The 18,530-nt window shown below is 50.0% G+C and carries 16 protein-coding genes; 6 read left to right on the forward strand and 10 right to left on the reverse strand.

The genetic code is table 11. From position 1 onward, the window contains the following. The first annotated feature begins 21 nt into the window (after positions 1-21). The 5 genes from AC5JR3_RS09640 (at position 22) to proC (ending at position 4,545) form a co-directional block, all read left to right on the forward strand. Positions 22-1,470 (forward strand): anthranilate synthase component I, encoded by a 1,449-nt coding sequence (locus AC5JR3_RS09640; RefSeq protein WP_495845338.1) that lies wholly within the window; start codon positions 22-24, stop codon positions 1,468-1,470. Between the two features lie 323 nt (positions 1,471-1,793). Next, positions 1,794-2,063 (forward strand): transcriptional coactivator PipX, encoded by a 270-nt coding sequence (gene pipX / locus AC5JR3_RS09645; protein WP_495845662.1) that lies wholly within the window; start codon positions 1,794-1,796, stop codon positions 2,061-2,063. Next, a complete protein-coding gene (locus AC5JR3_RS09650) occupies positions 2,060-2,731 on the forward strand; it encodes a YggS family pyridoxal phosphate-dependent enzyme (RefSeq protein WP_495845340.1) in 672 nt (223 codons plus the stop codon). The genes pipX and AC5JR3_RS09650 overlap by 4 nt, the downstream gene beginning before the upstream one ends. A gap of 352 nt (positions 2,732-3,083) precedes the next feature. Further along, positions 3,084-3,677, forward strand: coding sequence for a cell division protein SepF (locus AC5JR3_RS09655; RefSeq protein WP_495845342.1), 594 nt, complete (start codon positions 3,084-3,086; stop codon positions 3,675-3,677). Positions 3,678-3,708: 31 nt separating this feature from the next. After that, positions 3,709-4,545, forward strand: coding sequence for a pyrroline-5-carboxylate reductase (gene proC, locus AC5JR3_RS09660; protein WP_495845344.1), 837 nt, complete (start codon positions 3,709-3,711; stop codon positions 4,543-4,545). 80 nt (positions 4,546-4,625) lie between these two features. Here the strand turns inward: proC and plsY are convergent, their stop codons facing one another. The 8 genes from plsY to AC5JR3_RS09700 form a co-directional block, all read right to left on the reverse strand. After that, positions 4,626-5,285, reverse strand: coding sequence for a glycerol-3-phosphate 1-O-acyltransferase PlsY (plsY, locus tag AC5JR3_RS09665; RefSeq protein WP_495845346.1), 660 nt, complete (start codon positions 5,283-5,285; stop codon positions 4,626-4,628). A 155-nt stretch (positions 5,286-5,440) separates the two neighbouring features. Then, positions 5,441-6,727: a DUF3086 domain-containing protein gene (locus AC5JR3_RS09670; protein WP_495845348.1), complete on the reverse strand. Its 1,287-nt coding sequence runs from the start codon at positions 6,725-6,727 to the stop codon at positions 5,441-5,443. A 29-nt stretch (positions 6,728-6,756) separates the two neighbouring features. Then, the gene (locus AC5JR3_RS09675) at positions 6,757-7,146 is read right to left on the reverse strand and encodes a DUF3119 family protein (protein WP_495845349.1); all 390 of its coding nucleotides are present in this window, start codon (positions 7,144-7,146) and stop codon (positions 6,757-6,759) included. A 99-nt stretch (positions 7,147-7,245) separates the two neighbouring features. Then, complete coding sequence (locus AC5JR3_RS09680) at positions 7,246-8,043, reverse strand: MlaE family lipid ABC transporter permease subunit (RefSeq protein ID WP_495845351.1); 798 nt, start codon at positions 8,041-8,043, stop codon at positions 7,246-7,248. A 122-nt stretch (positions 8,044-8,165) separates the two neighbouring features. Beyond that, the gene (locus AC5JR3_RS09685; RefSeq protein WP_495845353.1) at positions 8,166-11,165 is read right to left on the reverse strand and encodes a methyl-accepting chemotaxis protein; all 3,000 of its coding nucleotides are present in this window, start codon (positions 11,163-11,165) and stop codon (positions 8,166-8,168) included. A gap of 67 nt (positions 11,166-11,232) precedes the next feature. Further along, positions 11,233-11,763, reverse strand: a complete 531-nt coding sequence (locus AC5JR3_RS09690; protein WP_495845664.1) for a chemotaxis protein CheW — start codon at positions 11,761-11,763, stop codon at positions 11,233-11,235. A gap of 54 nt (positions 11,764-11,817) precedes the next feature. Next, on the reverse strand, positions 11,818-12,183 hold the full coding sequence (locus AC5JR3_RS09695; protein WP_495845355.1) for a response regulator transcription factor: 366 nt from the start codon (positions 12,181-12,183) through the stop codon (positions 11,818-11,820). Between the two features lie 142 nt (positions 12,184-12,325). Then, entirely contained in the window at positions 12,326-13,582 is a 1,257-nt protein-coding gene (locus tag AC5JR3_RS09700; RefSeq protein ID WP_495845357.1) for a response regulator, read from the reverse strand. 1,066 nt (positions 13,583-14,648) lie between these two features. On the opposite strand from AC5JR3_RS09700, the gene hmpF reads away from it, so the two are divergent. Further along, complete coding sequence (hmpF, locus tag AC5JR3_RS09705) at positions 14,649-16,415, forward strand: pilus motility taxis protein HmpF (protein ID WP_495845358.1); 1,767 nt, start codon at positions 14,649-14,651, stop codon at positions 16,413-16,415. A gap of 187 nt (positions 16,416-16,602) precedes the next feature. Here the strand turns inward: hmpF and tilS are convergent, their stop codons facing one another. Further along, entirely contained in the window at positions 16,603-17,592 is a 990-nt protein-coding gene (gene tilS, locus AC5JR3_RS09710; RefSeq protein ID WP_495845360.1) for a tRNA lysidine(34) synthetase TilS, read from the reverse strand. Positions 17,593-17,972: 380 nt separating this feature from the next. Then, positions 17,973-18,530, reverse strand: a 558-nt coding sequence (locus AC5JR3_RS09715; RefSeq protein WP_495845362.1) for a hypothetical protein, incomplete at its 5' end; no start/stop codon positions are given.

Raw genomic sequence — 18,530 nt, forward strand, 5'->3', positions numbered from 1 at the left:
ATTAGCCTTCTCTAAGGATTAATGAGTAAGGATTTACAACCCTGGTCTTGGCGATCGCTGCCTCTAAACAATCGCACAGGTTCCGAGGTGTTCGACTGCTTGTTTCGCAATCAAGGGGTGATCGCCACCCTCCTAGAAAGCCCCGACCCACCCCCACCAGACCAACCCCAGCTAGCTCGTTACTCTATCTGTGCCGGAATGCCCCGAAATCGACAGGGACGTTCGCAGATGTGGACGCCTGCCGTTGGGGAAATTTTGCCCTTCCTGCGTCGCCTACTTGCCTCGAAGGGAAATAGGGAGATGGGGAAATGGGGGGATAGAGAGAATGTCACCCCACCCTCTCACCTGCCTTTTCTCGGCGGTTGGTTAGGCTGGTTGGGTTACGACCTCGCCTGGGAAATTGAGCGCCTACCCCATCTCAAATCCGACCTCCTACCATTCCCCGTCGCCTTCTGGTACGAACCCGCCGCCTTTGCCATCCTCGATCACCAGCAACAACTCCTCTGGTTAGCCGCTACCGATGTAGCAGAACTCGACCATCTCCAGCAACGCCTAGAAAACTTCCTCCCACTTCGCCAATCCCACCTCGCCAATCCCACTTCCCCAGCCCCAAAATTCCTCACGTCCCAAGCTGAATATAAAGCCGCCGTTGTGCAGGCAAAAAACTATATTCAGGCAGGAGATATTTTTCAAGCCAATCTTTCCCTACGTTTTGAGACAACGACTACCGCCGAAAGTTGGGAAATTTACCGCGCCTTGCAGCAGATTAACCCGTCTCCCTTTGCCAGCTACTGGCAGACGCCGTGGGGAGACGTAATCAGCTGCTCTCCCGAACGATTGGTGCAGATACAAGGCAATCAGGCACAAACTCGACCCATTGCTGGAACGCGATCGCGTGGCACCACCACCGAAGCGGATCGACAACAGGAAGAAGACCTAATTACCAATGCCAAAGAACGAGCTGAACACATCATGCTCGTAGATTTAGAGCGCAACGACTTAGGACGGGTGTGCCAGTGGGGTTCGGTGGAAGTGAACGAATTATTCACCCTTGAGCATTACAGCCATGTTATGCACCTCGTCAGCAACATCAGGGGGACTCTCTGTACTGAATATGACGCCGTTGATCTGATCCGCGCCCTCTTCCCCGGTGGGACAATCACAGGTTGTCCTAAAGTGCGTTGTATGGAAATTATTGAAAAACTTGAACCCGTGCGCCGCAGCTTGTTCTATGGCTCCTGCGGCTACTTGGATGTTCGCGGCAACCTAGACTTAAATATTTTGATTCGCACTCTCCTTTTTAGTCCTCACGATGTCAGGCAATCAGGAACGGATCAGCGACCTACAGCTAACGTTTGGGGTCAAGTAGGAGCGGGAATTGTCGCCGACAGCGATCCAGAACATGAGTGGTATGAATCACTCCACAAAGCTCAGGCTCAACTGGCAGCACTCAAAATTTTCAGCCTGTAAAGACAAGGCAAACGAGCAAGTTTGACTACGAGCGGGCATCATCTATATTTTTTTGTCGCCGCAAATTTCCCTATACCATATAACTCCAGGGTAAGTGACTCGGCAGTGGCTTTTAATAACGGTAGATTTTTCAAACTATTGCCAGTTTTTGAGGCAACATTTCTGTTATTAACAACTTCAGGTTGTAAACAAGTGCTTAAATGGTTTAGTCAGCCTTTCATAATTTGAAATTCCTCGTATGCGGAGCCTGCGAGGCAAAATATATAGGCAACTTCTTTTTTCACTCCCCTAACTAGGGATGGGTATTTGCAGCGTGGATGTTGATGAACACTGAAACCTACCTGGATCACCCGACGTTTGGTCTTCTTTATCGAGTTTGCCTGATCGAAAATAATCAGGAATTATTCACCACTCTCTATGCCCAACGCCTGTTTTTTCTGGTGACGACTGGACCTAATGGTCTGGCTTTTGAACCAATCAGTCGTTCAGACGCTCGCCTTATGGTGGAAACTCGTCTCCGGATGCTTCGTCGTGCTGGTTCATCCCCGGAATTTGAGCAGCTTAAGACTATTCATAAGCAAACGTTCCAATGACTGGCTTAATAGCAAAACGCATCACCGAAATCCGCCAAGAACTACCCCCCCATGTCCGGTTGATTGCCGTTACTAAACAGGTGTCAGTGGACGCGATACGCCAGGCTTATGTGGCGGGGGTGCGAGATTTCGCCGAAAGCCGTATTCAGGAAGCAGACCAGAAAATTGCCCAATTACAAGATTTACCCGATATTACCTGGCATCTGATCGGGCATCTCCAAAGCAATAAAGTAAAAAGAGCACTGGAACTTTTTACCTGGATTCACTCCGTTGACAGCCTGAAACTTGCCCAGCGACTGGATAGACTTGCCGCTGAGTTATCTCGTCAACCGCAAGTCTGTCTTCAGGTTAAACTTGCCCCCGATCCCGATAAGTACGGGTGGATAGTTCCGGAACTGTTAGCGGATTTACCACAACTTGAAGCTTGCAAGTCCTTAAAAATTCAAGGATTGATGACAATTGTGCCCTTAGGGTTGTCAAGATCAAACACGCTAGCAGTCTTTGAGAACACGCGCAACTTGGCTGATAAAATTAACCAGCAAGCTGAGACGAATTTATGCCTTCAGGAATTATCAATGGGAATGTCTAATGATTACCCTTTAGCGGTGGAAGCAGGCGCAACAATGATACGCTTGGGGCGAACTATTTTTGGTGAACGGACACCCTAACCTTTGATTCTCGCCTTACGGGCATAACTGCTACACAAAATTTATCTACAGTGCTTCTTGTGAGTTAAAGCATGGGCTAATATATTGCCAAAACAAAATATATCATTGGTATTGTCGTCGTGTTGTACTTAAGCCTTTTTTCTTGGCGTACTGATGCCACGATTGACTACCGAGGATAAAGTGTACCCGTTTGGCGTTATTTTAAGCGGTGGAGGAAAAGCTTGGAGCCGTAGTTTACCATTTTGGTGGTTTGGCTACTCGTTTTACGGAAAACTCTCCCACTGAAGCCCTCTAAGCTCTCTAGAGTTTTGATTTCCCCGCTGTCAAACAAAATTGTGATGGAGCGTGAACTGTGAACAATATTTTTACCAAGCTACGAGATTTTGTTGGTCTCAATGAACCAGCAGAATACGAATACGAGTATGAGGAGATGGATGGGGGGGATACCTACCAAAATCTCTATCAACAGCAAGAGCTACCCGCACCAACACCAGAGGAAGACCGTTCTCCTCGGCGTCGGATTCGGGAACGGACAGTAATGACATCAGAACCTGCAATGGGGGCAACGTCAATGAACAATGTAATTGGTATGCCTGGAGCGGTGAATGGACTTTCCGAAGTAGTGGTCTTTGAACCACGTTCGTTTGAAGAAATGCCGCAGGTAATTCAAGCGCTACGGGAGCGCAAGTCGGTTGTCTTGAACCTGACAATTATGGACCCCGACCAGGCGCAGCGAGCGGTGGACTTTGTTGCGGGTGGAACCTACGCCATTGATGGGCACCAAGAGCGCATTGGCGAAAGTATTTTCTTGTTTACACCAAGCTGTGTTCAAGTCAGCACCCAAACGGGAGTGGTTCACGAAGCTCCCTCCGCGCAAGTGCGTCCTAACCGTCCTGCTGCTCCGGCTCCCGCTTGGGCTTCAGAACAAGAACGCATGGCCCAGTAAGTTAGTAGCAGTTAATAAGAGCGAGGTCAGGGTGTCAATTCAGTTGGGCTTGATTGGCGGTGGGGTAATGGGAGAAGCACTATTATCCCGCCTGATTGCTCGTGAAATTTATCACCCCGATCGCGTCATAGTCAGCGATCCCATGTTACAGCGGCGGGATTTTCTGGCTCAGGAATATGGTGTCTGCGTGACGGCAGATAACCGAAAAGCCTCGGCAGCATCGGAAGTCGTGTTACTGGCAATCAAGCCGCAGGTGTTTGCCACCGTAGTCCCAGACCTAACAGCCGGCGTAGATGCTGCCGTGGCAACAGGCAATCAACAGCCTGTTGTCATTTCAATTTTGGCAGGGGTGCCCTTAAGCCAGCTAGAGGCGGCATTTGTGGGTCAGCCAGTCATCCGGGCAATGCCGAACACCCCCGCAACGGTAGGAGCGGGGATAACGGCGATCGCGCCTGGAAAAGCCATCCAGCCCCATCACATGGAACAGGCAAAGGCGATTTTTCAAGCCGTCGGGGAAGTGGTGGAGGTACCAGAACACCTGATGGATGCGGTGACCGGGTTATCCGGTTCGGGCCCGGCTTATGTAGCACTGATGGTAGAAGCGCTGACAGATGGTGGAGTGGCAGCCGGTTTGCCGCGAGCGATCGCGTCTCAGTTGGCGTTACAAACCGTGTTGGGAACGACGCAGCTTTTGCAGAAGTCGGGGCTGCATCCAGCACAGCTCAAAGACCGGGTAACGAGTCCGGGAGGGACGACGATTGCAGGTTTGGCGCAGTTGGAGAAAGCTGGGTTTCGCTCGGCGTTGATTGAGGCGGTACGAGCAGCGACGGCACGCTCTGAGGAGTTGGGAAGAAAGGGTGAAGGGTGAAGTATGAAGTATGAAGTTAATGCCGGAGATCGCTAGGAGCAACCGAGGTGGGTGGGAGAAGAATTACAACTACTTGTGATTCAGCTAGCCTTTGGTTCTTGCGGTATGTTTTGCCCGATTTGGGGTTCGGTACCTGTGAGTAAGCGTTGGATATTGCTGCGGTGACGCCACACGACGTAAATTCCTGCACTAAGGGCAAACAGTAAGTAGGGTAGGGGCTGTTTGAAGAGAAGCATCAATAGAGAAACGGCGATCGCTCCACTGATGGAACTCAGGGAGACGATGCGGGACAAGGCAAATGCGACGGCAAAGACACCGAGGGTGCCTAAGCCAACGGCGGGAGACATGGTGAGTAAGATACCTAAGCTCGCCGCGACGGATTTCCCTCCGGTGAAGTTTAGCCAAATCGAGCAACTGTGACCGACAATGGCGGCTAAAGCGGCTAGTGCTACCAGCCAAGGTTTCCACGTCAGGGGAATTATTGCTTGGGGAGCGAAGGTATAAAAGCCGTTGATGAGGGCGATCGCACTTGCTCCCTTTAGAGCGTCAACCGCTAAAACCATTATGGCGGGTCCCTTTCCCAGGGTTCTCAAAACATTAGTTGCCCCTGTAGAACCAGACCCTACCTCGCGAATGTCAATTCCCTTGAGCCAGCGTCCAATTAAATAGCCCGTGGGAAGCGATCCGAGTAGGTAAGCCGTCAGTATTAACAGCCCGCTAACAGTCAATGCCAAAGCCATTATTGTTTCCCTCCCTTCACGTTTAGCTGTAAATCTTATTGCCACAGCCGTTGTGAACTCAATCATACAAGAGTGACTTTACCGCTGTGGGCTTCTTATTATCACCCCTCTCCTTCGGTGGTACGGGGGTGGAGTTTTCTAACGAGACGCCGAGTTTAGTAGAGGTAGTTTGTCATCTGAGCTGGCTCAGGCGCAAAGGCTAACCAGAGTGGAAATTGCAGCAGTGCCAAGCTAATTTGGTCTTCGGTATCATCAACGATAATCAGTGATAGTTGACGTTGTTCCTCTAACCGCTCCGCTTTTTGCACCAAGGGCAACGCTTCCTCAAATAGCACAACACCCCGTTCAGGGCCAAAGTCACTGCGAGATATCCCCAGACAATCCTGTAAGCCGCGACGCCACTCTCCGAGGCGTTCGGGGGTGTTAGCAAGGACAAGGGTACGCAGGCGATCGCCATAGAGTGTTCGCAATACCGAAATGATCGCTGAGGCAACTAAGATGTTCTGCAAGCGGCTTCCCATCGACCGCAGTGCCCCCCGACCGCCTTGAGTGAAAAACCAGTTAGACACGCGCTCGGCATGAATAGGCTCAAAGGTGCGGCGCAGTTGCCAAGGGGGGCCGTAATAATCCGGCATCTTGCGGTATTGATCGAGGATGTTGCGAATTTGTCTAACTTGGTCTTGAAAAGCCTGTTCGGTGAATTTCGGAGATGGAGATGAAGATGGAGTTGGAGTTTGGGGACGCTCATCTTCTTCAACCACTGGTTTTTGTGGTGCTTCTGAGGGAGTAAGTTCCAACTGCTCCGCCGAGAGCGCCAAATCTTGCAAACTCCCAACCAGATAATCTTTAAAGCCCTGCACCCGAATTGCCATTTCTTGAGAAGCCCCGGCAAAAGTCGTTCGCATTTCCGTCCGAATCCGTTCCCGACGACGTTCTAGCTGCTCAATTGACAGCAACAGAGCCTGCTTGCGTTGCTCTAGTTCCCTCAGCCCTTCTTGTACCATTTGCCCTACGTTGGCTTGCGTTTCTACCAACTGGTCAGTGATCCGGCGGTGATTTTCCAGGAGTTCGGCAATTTTTTGTCTTAGCTCTTGTTCCTGACGGCGCAGTTGGGCCACAGTTGCTGTTAGCTCAGTGTCATCCTGCTGCTCCCCTGGTTCTACTAAGGTTGCCTCAACGGCGGCTACCGCTGGCTCGGCTTCGTCTTGTTCAACAGCAGGAGTTTCAATGGTTGCTGCCATTGGTTCTACGGGTGTTACCTCGATGGCGGCTGCCACTGACTCAACTTCCGAGGCTTCCTTAGCGGCGGCGTCTGGTTCTACCCATAGGTTCTCTGCTGCCGCGTCCTCAGTCCAGTTTTGGTCGTCCGCATCATCAGTAGCGTCAATCGTTACGTCTTGTTCGTATTCTTGTTCTGGGGCTTGGGCTTCGTCGGAATTCATCTATAAACTAACAATTAACAACTCATCGCTTAGGCTTGTTTGACTGGGCAACGCTCTTCCAGACAAGTTTTCAGAGCCTTGGGATCGAATAAAATTGGCAAAAAATGGATACTTTTCACTTCTTTGAAGTAGAACAAAATTGGCACGGGTGTCCAGAAAATCCGCCAATTTAGCCAGTCCTGGTAGGGAAAGCGCCGAATCAAGGTTTCTCCCCGGTAAATATCCAAAGCCGTTTGGGTAAATTGCAGGCGTAGCGTTACTGCCTGAAATAACAGGAACAAACCAAAAAGTGCGATCGCCCCTGCCGCCCAAATTTGTACCAATAATAGGGGCATAGCAGCGAAGATCAATACTAAAGGTAACGTGTAGCTAGGTGCCAACTCAATAGTTTGTGTAGAAGTAGAGGCAGTCGGGTTCACAAGCTTATAATCCTCATCGCTGAAACACCAGTCAGTTCTGATCCCATTCTAAATCGTCTCTCCCTGTGCCTCCTGTATCCCGATTGACCCGATTGCACATCAAATTTTTTGCAGGACTGCGCTACCAGCCCCTTGAAACATGATCCAGGACAAGAAGAAGTTAGTCACAAAAATTGCCAGCAATGCTGTCACCACCGCCGTCGTTGTTGATTGCCCAACCCCTTTGGCACCTCCCGTTGTGGTCAGACCCCAGCTACAACCAATCACCGAAATCAGCCCGCCAAAGACAACCGCTTTGATCGCACCACTACATAAGTCCCAAATGCTTGTAAAATTTCGCGCTGAATCGAGAAATACATTTTGAGGAATATTGTAGAAGGTTGTGGCAATCAGCAATCCCCCAGCCATGCCTGTAATCAGTGACATAATCGTCAAAATCGGCAGCATGGAACAGCAGGCAATCACGCGGGGAATCACCAAATAATCAATCGGATCGGTTCTGAGCATATAAAGCGCATCAATTTGCTCCGTTACCCGCATCGTGCCAATTTCAGCGGCAAACGCCGAGCCAACTCGCCCCGCTAAGACCACCGCCGTTAGCACTGGAGCTAGTTCCCGCGTTAACGACAGCGCCAGCACCCCGCCAATAGCATTGACTGCCCCAAAGTTAAGAAACTCTCGTGCCACCTGAATCGTAAACACCATGCCGACAAAACTAGCTGTCAACAAGGCAATCAGCAGCGATTCCGGGCCAACCATTGCCATTTGGTCAAGAGTATTACGGCGGTGAATTTTTGCCTTCAACAGATGCAACACCACCTGTCCACCTAGGAGCGTCGCTGCCAGCAAGCGCTGAGACCACAATCCTAAACCTGAACGGGGAGTCGTTTCACTCATTTTCTTAGTTCCGGAGCAGGGGATGAGGGGGTGAGGTGATGGGGTGATGAGGAGAAGTGATAACCTCTAACCTCTTACCCCTCATACTTCATACTTCATCCTTCACCCTTCATACTTCATTCTTACTTCCCATCTGTCGCTTCAACGCGGAAGCGTTCAACGGAGGTCAGTAGGTCGCGGGCGACTCCTACCAGGCTACCCAGAGCGCTAGAAACCCGTTGAGCCTCCTGGGAAGTTTCTTGGGCAGTAAGTTCTACCGATTGCATAACTTGGGCAACGGCACGGGAGGTTTCAGTTTGTTCGACGGTATCAGCCGTAATCGAGCGAACTAGGGCATCAATGCGATTGGATACTTGAATGATATCTTCAAGCGATCGCTTCGCTTGTTCTGCCCGTTTCGTCCCATCAATAACCTGCTGAGTCCCTTCCTCCATCGCGGTCATCACTGAGCTGGTTTCGCTCTGAATTTGCAACACAATTTGCTCAATTTCCTTTAGGGCTTTTGCTGCTCGGTCAGCGAGCTGTCGCACCTCATCGGCAACAATCGCAAAACCTCGACCCGCTTCTCCTGCCCGTGCTGCCTCAATGCTGGCGTTGAGGGCAAGCAGGTTCGTTCGGGAGGCAATTTGAGAAATCAACGCCACAATTTTAGAAATTTCCTGGGACGATTCCGCCAGTCGCTTCACCTTACGAGTGGTTTCTGCCACTGTTTCGCGAATTTGCAGAATACCTGCCACAGTGCGCTCCACAGCCTCCCCACCTTTAAGTGCTGTAGCTGAAGCAGAACGTGCCACCTCCTCAGCTTCGCGGGCGCTTTCCGCCACACGCCCAATCAAATCGGTCATCACTTGCACGGAGTTCAGCGTCACCGCCAATTCCTCGGCTTGCCGTAGGGCATCACTCGACAGGCTGCGGGCAAAAGACTCACTATCTGCCGAGCCTTTGTTAACCTGACGGGCAGCAGTTTTCACCTGTTGCACAATTTCCCGGAGGTTTTGAATTGTCAGGTTAAAGGAATCCGCAACGGCTCCCAACACGTCAGCGGTTACTTCCGCCTGCACGGTTAGGTCGCCTCGCGCTGCGCCTTCCACGTCATCCAGTAAGCGGATCACCTGGCGCTGTAAGTCTTCTTTTGCCTGTTCCTGCTCTTCAGCTTTGCGTTGTGCCTCGCTGGTTGTGGTCAAAATCACCCGTGCCATCTGGTTGAAGCCCGTTGCTAGTTGACCAAATTCATCCTCAGAGTACACCGTTGCACTGGCATTCAGATTCCCCTGGGAAACAGCATCAAACTGGGTTTGTAAATCGACCGTAGACTGTTGAATTTGTTTGGTTGTCACTCGCCCCAGGAATAAGGTAGTTCCAAAGCTAGCAAGTCCAGCGGCTAAGGTCATCAACCCCCCTGTATTCCGCAGGTGGGCTCTGACCTCGGTTTCCCCATTACTCGGAGCAGTGGTGGCGGCGACAGAGGTGACAACCGCAACAGCAACAGCGGAGACAATCCCCGTTGCTGCCGCCGTAATCCAGGTTTTCTTCTTCAGCGGGGCATTTTCAAAGGGAGCCAACCATCCCTGCTCCACACTCACCGCCGGCTCATCCAGTTTGCTGCTGCCTTGCGTGAAGGTCGGGACTTGTTCAGCTGTTCCGGTAATACTAAACATCTCGTCTTCACCGCTCAGAGGACGAACGCCACTGCCAGTGTCCAGACCTCTATCGGCTACTGAGCCACTCGTTGTGCCACTTACAAAGTCGAATTCAGACGGACTACCACTTGAGAGAGGCATGCCATCGGCATCGCTCAGGTCAAAGTCTGGGATATTCTCTAAATCGTCGTCAAAAACATCAAATTCTTCTAAAAATCCCTCTGTCCCGCTTTGACGGCTGAAGCTTCCCGATGACGTTCCGATTTCAGAATCTGCAACGTCATCCATCGCCAAGGAATTGCTGCTGTAGTCATTATCAAAGGTGTCAAAGTCGAAGTTGTCTTGGGAGTTGAAGCCATTCTGGTCGTAGGTTGAGTCCAGGCTTGGCTCATCCTCCTCAAACCCATGCTCAACTTCAAAGGGGGAAGGAGACTCTACTCCACCTGTGCTGCTATACCCGGAGTCGTTGCCGTTGGTGGGGAAGGGCTCATCAAACTCTCCTGACCCCATTAACAACGTTTCATCTTCAAAAACGGGATAATTGGAATGAAACGGCTCGTCCTCCTCATCGCTGGCGGCAGGCGTCTCGATTCCAGAAGACGAGTAATCTTCACCTGAGGAATAATAATCCTCAGCAACGGAGGCTTGGGGATCAAAGTCCCCATCCCAATCTTCCTCAGCTGGGGCTGGATTAAACTCATTGCTGGGGGGCGGCATCACAAAGGTTGCCCCTTCTGAGTCATCTAGTCCGGCATCGGGGAAAAATTCGTCTGCTCCTGCATTAGGGTCAAACTCATTAATGTCGTCAGAGAACTGAAAATTAGCTGAATCTCCCTCTAAATTTTCGTAGTCCCCGTAATCGGTTTCTGCACCTAAGACAAAGGGGTCTTCATGATTTTCGGTTGACTCTTCCTCTACCAATCCATAGTCTTCCGCTGCCGTGCCAAAGGGATTGTTAAGCGGCTCCTCAAACCCGGCGGTATAATCAGGCTCTTCTATACTGTCGTTCCAATCAAGACTGCCCAAGTCCAAATTATTGCCCGCGTCATTGGCATCTAGTTGTTGCCAATCTTCCAAATTAGCATCGTTACTCAACCCGTAGGGGTCGTCAGTCTCCTGAGCCGCCTCCTCATAATTACCATAATCCCCATAATCATCTGCCTCGGCATACTCTTCCTCAACTACGTTGCCAGCCCCAGTTTCTCCCTGGTTTGACAGGGCATATTCTAGGCCATTGTTGGCGTAGTTAATGAATTCGGTATCAGAGGTCAAATTCAGCACCAACTCGTACTGCTCTTGCGCCACATCGTACTGCTGAAGTCCGTAGCAGTAAATGTGCCCTCGCAAAAGTCGCGCACTAGGGTCGTCTGGGTAATCCTCAATTAATCGATCGATAATTGTGGCGGCTTGTTCATAATTGCACTGCATGTAAGCCTTTTCGGCTTGTCCGTATTCCTGAGCAAAATCTGTACTTGATGCCATTGGCCTTCCCCAAAAAAGTCAAACGTAAAAAGTTCTCTATACTTGCCCTTTTACTTTTGTCTATTTTTCATGCTGCCCACCGCGCTGACCGAAGAATTGCGACATGATCGAGTAATCGTAGATATTTATTGGTTTCTGGCTCTAATATCCATTCGCCCCGTAAAAAAGGAGCCATACTGTCTGGAACATTAGTTGATGCCTGCACCTGATCGGCATCTAGCCAATCCATCCCAACAATTCGGTCGATTGCTAACCCCAGCATCGTATCTTGGTCTTCAACGGCAATGATACAAATGTCGGGTCTATCTGTATTCAACACTGCCATATCCCCTAAAAACTGACCAAGATCTGAAACCCAAATCACTCGTCCGCGAATGTTGAGTGTCCCCAAGAGCAAGGGGGATGCATTCGGAATGGCTGTGATTCGTTCAGGGGGTTGAGCAATGACTTCTCGAATGCCAATCGCAGGTAAAGCAAATTCGTTACCAGAAGGGACAAAAAAGCGCAGGTGTAATTCACCTTCAGGGCTTTCTAGTTCCTGAAATTCTGGGGCTTGATCTTGACCACGACCAGTTAAGAAGTCCGGGTTACCAACCATTTTTTCTCCTTCAGGCATTCGTCTATTGCTAAAACTAGAAACGAAGACGAATGTTTATCCCCGTAGTAACTGTTTTACTGTGCCAATCAGCTCGGTAGGCTGAAAGGGCTTGGCGATGTAAGCATCTGCACCTTGCTTCATGCCCCAGTAACGGTCAAATTCTTCCCCTTTGGAAGAACACATCACGACTGGGACATTTTGAGTTTTTGGGTCAGCTTTAAGACGCCGACATACCTCGTAACCATTCATTCGAGGCATCACAATATCTAGAACCACAACGTCAGGGCTAGAACGTTGAATATGTTCTAAGGCTTCCACACCATCACTGGCGACAGTGACTGTCAACCCGCTGCCTTTGAGGAGGTCTGAGATCATCTGTCGTTGTGCAAGGCTGTCTTCTACAACCAAAACTGTACTCATAACTTTTTACTTGAGTGGCAAGGCCGATCGGTGTGAATGGAAACGATCCCTGCTGGGTTCATGCTTCAACCTGATAATGATTAAAGTATCTCTTATCCTTCCCTAAGCCGGGGTTGACTTAGCGATCTTGTCTGTTTGTAATTTATTGATTTAACACCTCGGCATTCGGATTAGCGATCGCGCTTGCGCCCAGACCAATATATTTTTCTAGTAGCATCAATAACTCATTTTCTCCAAAGGGCTTTGTTAAGTAGTCCGTTGACCCTACCATCCGGGCTCTAACTCGGTCAATAAAGCCATCTTTCCCGGTCAGCATGATAATCGGAGTCTGCCGAAACGCTGTAGACTGGCGCAGCATTCCACAAATTTCGTATCCATCTAATTTAGCCATGGCAAGGTCACAAACGATCAAGTCGGGTTGGAGTTGAAAGACTCGGCTGAGGGCTTCGAGGGGATTCTGGATTGAGGTCACTTCGTAGCCTTTGGCTTGCAGGATACACTCCACCATCTTGCCAATAGCTAGGTCGTCATCAATACAGACAACGCGAGGGGCTTGTGTGGCTTTTGTAAGTTGCCATCTTCCACGCAGGTCAGGGGGGTCGTCGGAGGTTTCACTCAGTAGTTGTACCGAACCCTGTTTGACATAAGGATAAATCGCCCTTGCTACCGTGAGAATGTCACGATTGAGGTAGCGGGAAAGCTGACGTAGAGAGGTTTTCCCATTGAGCCAGCGATTGAGTAGACGAAAGATGTTTTCCGGTAAGGCAGCCTGAAGCTGCGGTACATCTGTTATTAAGGGACACTGCTGGGGAGACTGAATGTGCGGATGGAGTTGTTTCCATTCCTGCACTTGTTTCATGATCTTGGTGACTAGGGAGGGTATCTCTAGGGTGGTGAGCTGAGGTTCTAGGGCGGGGCTGACTTCAAATACAAAATTTCCTTGGTGCAGACTGAGCAGGTCAAACAAGGTTTCCCGCACCATGCTTTCGATAATGCTGCGTCCTTGGGCGGGGGTGAGGATATGCTTTTCTAGGAGTGCCCAGAGGTAGCCGTATTCTGGGGCGTTGGTTGTGGCGATCGCTGACAATTCTAGATTGTTCAGGGCGGTATTCACTTTGTAACGACGCAAATGGTCTTGCAATCGCGACAAACTGCTCTCGCTGTCGGCAGCGTAGGCAATTCGCCCATTCAGGAAGAAGACCAACCAAAAGGGCCCTGGACGGCGATCGCTTCCCTCCCGTGCTAGAGAGTGGGGGCTTATTGATTGGAGGCTGACCTCGCTCAGAGCGCTATGGGCGTTGGAGCCATACGCCTCCACCAGCAACTCGCCTGTCCTCTGACCTAGCTCGATCAGTTGCAAGATGCTGCGGATATCAATTTCGTTTAACGTTCCCTGCATGTCAAGAAAACGTGCTCCTCAAAATTATTTGACTGAACTCACAGCCCTTGGCTGCGGTGTCAATGGCTTCAGATTTTTAGCCTAGAATTGGCTAACATAAAAATTCTTCCAGAAAATTTGCGCTTATTACTCATCAAACTAGATGCTCGTGAGGGTTAAACCTCCTAGACTGTATGCCTTGCTGTGGTAGAGAACGAGTTGAAGCGTACCTTGACTTGAGGTTTAGGGAATCAAGTATCATCTTTAAGAGTGCGTTTTGGCGTCATTTCGCTCCTCTGAATAATTAATGACTTTCCGGTTCTAACTGACAAGAGGTAAATCCGCAGTCAAACCCCCCATTGATTGCCGAAAAATGTCTTTCACAACTCACGGCAACCCTGCTTAATTCTCTATCCTTAAAGATTTAAACAATGCCAAACTCAATGGTTGAAAGAGTTACAGGCACGCTTTAAGTGGCTCAAGGTTTTCACAGAAATATTTGACGTGTGAAATTCCAATATTATGTAGTTTAAATGAAGATTTGGTACTTGTGGCTAGTATCTGTCTTTTCTTTCACACTTCAACCCCTGATCAGTCACTAAGTTTGAGGAAGGCGACCGCTACCCCCAATCACAGCTTTTGAACCTATGGCTGGGCAAATACTCATCTGACTAATCTCTGTCGCCCTGCCCTTTCCTAACCGGGTATGCACAGGTTAGGATGACAGCAATAACATAGAGATTAGGGGTTGTAGGGAAGCGAGTCAAACAGGGTGCGATCTGTAAGGGCAGCAACTGGCGCTTGTCCTTTGGGGGGTGCTATCAGCTAGGTAAGCACAGCTACCCTTGAGGGTGAGGGGTAGCTTCCTGGGGATGTTTGTATTTGCTAAAAGCATTGTCAAGTGATCGCTGTTTGTCGTTGATTGTAATGAAATCGTGAAGCGAGCGTTGCTTAGTTAAATTATGAGCAGCTTTCTTGTTTTGTGAAAACGGTCTTTTTAAACTGGATTTATTAAAACCGACTAAACTCTAGCTATGGGTTTAGCCAAAAATTAGCCGCAAGTCACACCTAAGCGAGGACCATCAGTGTGCTGTATCTAGCAGAAGTACAAAAGCAGAAATCTGGGTTTATGAGCAGCAGTAAAGCCGAACTCAAACTGCTGGCTTGTCAGCGAACTGACCAAAGTTGGAGTGCCGTGCAGGGCGACGAGATAGTTGCCTCCGACGAAGCCAACAACTTTAATGGTGGGTCGCTCGTCTTGGTCAACCTGGGAGGGAATCGGCAAATTCAGGGAGAGATTGAGCTAGCCGGGGGACGGTTAGTCAGTATGTTACAAAATTTCTCTCGTCTGCTAGAAAAGTCGAAAACCCAAGAAGAAGAAATCGAACAGTGGAAGCAGTCGTTGACGTATCAAAGTCAAGAGCTGAACCGCCGCGAAATGGAAATGGAAGCGCGTCTAGAACAGATGCAAACCATGGAGGAGGACTTTGAGCGGCTCGAGCAGCAACGTCAAGAACTAGATGGTACGCAAGAGGAAATTGCCCGACTACACGAAGAGATTGAGCGCAACCGTCAGGAGCTAGAAGGGGCTTGGGAGCACCTAAGAGGAGAGCAGCGACGCTTTGACGAACTCAAAGAGGACGTTCAATCCTCCGCCGGACTCAATGGTGAACAATCGACAAAGATACAGGAACTGCTCGATCGCCTCTCGTCGGCGGTAGCGCCAACAGATGCAGTCCGCGAACAACTCAACCTAGCCTTTAACGCGCTCGATGAGCAGCAATCAACGCTCAATGGTCATTGGCAACAGCTAGAGCAGCAGCAAAATGAGGCGGCGCAGTTGCAAGCAACGGTTGATCAACAAGGCGAGGAGATACAAAGGCGCTCCTCTGAGGTGCAGCAGACACAGGCTTCCTTAGAGCAGGCGAAGACAGAACTAAGGGTGCAGGAAAATGCCCTAGGGATGAAGCAAGAGTCAGCGCATCTGCTCAACCTTCAGTTGCAGAATAAGGAGGAACTGTATCAGGAACTCACCCGTTTAGCGACGACGTCTGCCGATGTCAGGCTTTCTCAGAAGGTTGACTTAGAAGCGCTAGAAAAAATGCCCCTGGGAGAGTTACAGGAACTCGTCCAAAATTTGCAGCAAGATCTAGAAAAGGTTGTGCGCTTTGTCAATGACCAGGAAGAAGAGTTAACCTTCCAGCGTCAGGCGGTTGAAGAAATACAAGCTAAGATCGACCAAGCCAGTGAGTATGACCGCATTAGCCTGGAAACAGAATTCGCAGAAGAACAAGACTGTTACCAGATGCTAGATGAAACCCTGGTTGGTCAACGGCGAAACCTGCGGGAGCGAGAAGAAGTTCTCAATCAACACCTGCATGTTTTGCGTCGTCGGCAAGGGATAGCAGAGAGTAGCGCTCCCAATAACCAAAAAAGTATTGATTTGGAACCTGTTTTGAGCCAGGTAGAAGCTCAACGACAGCAGCAGATAGAGGATATTGGGTCATTAGAACGCGAAATTGAACAAATGCGCTCCAGTATTCAACAAGCCCAAGAGATGATTAATCAGCAAGCGGCTGAACAGGAGACAAAACGCAACGAACTGCAAACGTTGGAGCAAGAGTGGCAAAATCAGCGAACCGCGATCGCGGAGCGTTGGGGGAAGATCAATCTTTATCAAGAGATGCTCCAACCCGTGCAGGATCACCTCAATGCGATGCAGCAGAAGCTAGAAGCGATCACCGAAGCCCTCAATCGCATTCAAGAAACGGGTGACTATCAGTTAACAGCGATCGCAGAAATGCGGCAAACCATCAACAGCGCGATCCAGTCGCCAGAGTTTGCCGCCTCTTAGAAAGTGCTGAGTCCTGAGTGCTGAGTCCTGAGTAGGCAAGAAAGTATGAAGTATGAAGTATGAAGGGTGAGTGTAGTTATCCCCTGCTCCCCCGCGCCCCTGCGCCCCTGCGCCCCTGCACCCCTGCGCCCCTGCGCCCCTGCGCCCCTGCACCCCTGCACCCCCGCTCCCCCGCTCCCCTACTCCCCTACTGCCCCGACCTCACGGTGAGCCAGTCGCCTTCGACAATGACTGTCATTCCGCCTGGAAAGGATGAGGTTTGAGAGCGATTAGGGGCGGCAATTAGAGCGGTAACGGCTTCGATTTGCTCGTAGGTAGGAGCGGTGGTTTGGGTGTCCTGAAGGAATTGGCGAATAGCGCGGCGTTTTAGGGCAAGGGGAGCACCTTGTAAGACGCGGCGATTGATTTGCCCTGGTTGAGCATTGGGGGGCATTGCCTGCTCTCTTAGGACTTGCGCTTCCTGTTCAAGATACTCGACATCTGCCCGGAGTAGTTCCCCTGTTTGAGCTAGGGCGGTTTCTACTTGTGGGTTGAAGTGGGTTTGAAGATAGGGCAGTAACTCGTTGCGGATGCGGTTACGAGCATACTTGAGGTTTTGGTTGTAGGCGTCTTCCCAAATAGGAAGCTGCAATTCCTGGCAAAATTGCCAGGTTTCCTGACGGCTAACTTCTAGGAGGGGGCGCACGAGTTGAACTCTAGGGGCGAGTTGCCGTTGCCAGGTAAGGGCTTGTAAGCCATCGGCTCCAGCACCGCGTATGAGGTTGTAGAGGAGGGTTTCAGCGCGATCGCTTTTTGTATGTCCTGTGACAATTACTAGATAGCCATGGGATGAGGCGATCGCGCTTAGGGCTTGATAGCGCCATTTTCTGGCGGCGGCTTCGGTTTCGGTGACTTCGGTAGCGGTTGCCAGATAGAAGGGTACTGCCCAGCGTTGAGCTAATTGTTCAACATGGGCGGCTAATCCGGTATCAAGTTGCCAACGGTGATCGCAATGGGCGATCGCAAGTTGCCAACCCCATTTCGGCTGCAAGTCTAGCAACAGTTTGCTCAAGCAAAGGGAATCTTGCCCACCGGAGACGGCAATTAGAACAAGCTGCTGCGGTGGTAGTAATTTCCTGTGCCGCAGGGTTTGATGCAGCTTGGAATGAAGTGGCGTCCAAAGGGGACGGGTGGGCATTGGAATACTGACTTGCTAATTGTTCGTGGCTAATTGTTCATAGCTAAAAACAATTAGCCAAAAATCATCCGCCAACAGATAGGGGAAGTGCCCCATTCAGAAGATGAAGTTTCTAACACCTGAAACTGCATTGTTTGTCTAAAACTCTTGCCTAAGAGCTTTCTGTGACATCCTCCCTCAGTAAATCAAAGATTGTACCAAGGGCTTCCCAAACTCACGATTGAGAGTTTGCTGCTTCGCAGGACTCGTAACCGAGTATCCTCCACAGCTAATAAACGCTAGTCCCAGCGTCCGTAAAATGTTCTCAAAGAATACAACAGTCGTAATCTCAATGGACAAAACAGCCGCTTGGCAGTGACTCGAATCGATCGCCCATGTCTTTAGTACTGATTGTTCTGCCAGCTTGCTTCATTGATGTCTTGCCAGACATCTTCTAACAATGAGCTGGGATCGTCTTGGGTGTTTTGGTCATTATTTTGAGCCATACCTTCAAAATCCATGTCCTCATCATCATTGGTAGATAGGTTGGCGAAATCCAAGTCTTCGTCACCATTGGCAGAGATGTCTCCGAAGTTTAAATCTTCGTCACCATTGGCAGAGATATCTCCGAAGTCTATATTGTCATTGTCGTCATCAGACAGTTGTTCGAGGTTAAACTCATCTTCATTCGTATCTGATAGACCTCCAAAATCTAGGGAGTCATCGTCGCTTACGGCTGACTCGGCGAGTTCTAGTTCATTCTCAATGCTTTGAGAGAGTTCTCCCAGACCAAAATCCTCTTCCTCGCCCATTGATGAGTCTGGCAGGTCTAGCCCGTCGTCAGCTAGTACCGACACTTCCGTCATCTCCATCTCAACGTAGAGAGTGGCAGGAGATTCCGAATCCTCTTCCTCACCCAAGCTGAAGGGGGATTCATTCAGTTCAAATTCTTCAGTAAT

The organism is Kastovskya adunca, assembly GCF_059505785.1.

What these genes read in the sequence shown, in the direction of transcription:
- AC5JR3_RS09685 (WP_495845353.1), bottom strand. Translation starts at nt 11,165, where the DNA reads ATGGCATCAAGTACAGATTTTGCTCAGGAATACGGACAAGCCGAAAAG.
- tilS (WP_495845360.1), bottom strand. Translation starts at nt 17,592, where the DNA reads ATGCCCACCCGTCCCCTTTGGACGCCACTTCATTCCAAGCTGCATCAA.
- AC5JR3_RS09680 (WP_495845351.1), bottom strand. Translation starts at nt 8,043, where the DNA reads ATGAGTGAAACGACTCCCCGTTCAGGTTTAGGATTGTGGTCTCAGCGC.
- AC5JR3_RS09640 (WP_495845338.1), top strand. Translation starts at nt 22, where the DNA reads ATGAGTAAGGATTTACAACCCTGGTCTTGGCGATCGCTGCCTCTAAAC.
- plsY (WP_495845346.1), bottom strand. Translation starts at nt 5,285, where the DNA reads ATGGCTTTGGCATTGACTGTTAGCGGGCTGTTAATACTGACGGCTTAC.
- AC5JR3_RS09695 (WP_495845355.1), bottom strand. Translation starts at nt 12,183, where the DNA reads ATGAGTACAGTTTTGGTTGTAGAAGACAGCCTTGCACAACGACAGATG.
- AC5JR3_RS09670 (WP_495845348.1), bottom strand. Translation starts at nt 6,727, where the DNA reads ATGAATTCCGACGAAGCCCAAGCCCCAGAACAAGAATACGAACAAGAC.
- pipX (WP_495845662.1), top strand. Translation starts at nt 1,794, where the DNA reads ATGAACACTGAAACCTACCTGGATCACCCGACGTTTGGTCTTCTTTAT.
- AC5JR3_RS09700 (WP_495845357.1), bottom strand. Translation starts at nt 13,582, where the DNA reads ATGCAGGGAACGTTAAACGAAATTGATATCCGCAGCATCTTGCAACTG.
- AC5JR3_RS09690 (WP_495845664.1), bottom strand. Translation starts at nt 11,763, where the DNA reads ATGGTTGGTAACCCGGACTTCTTAACTGGTCGTGGTCAAGATCAAGCC.
- AC5JR3_RS09650 (WP_495845340.1), top strand. Translation starts at nt 2,060, where the DNA reads ATGACTGGCTTAATAGCAAAACGCATCACCGAAATCCGCCAAGAACTA.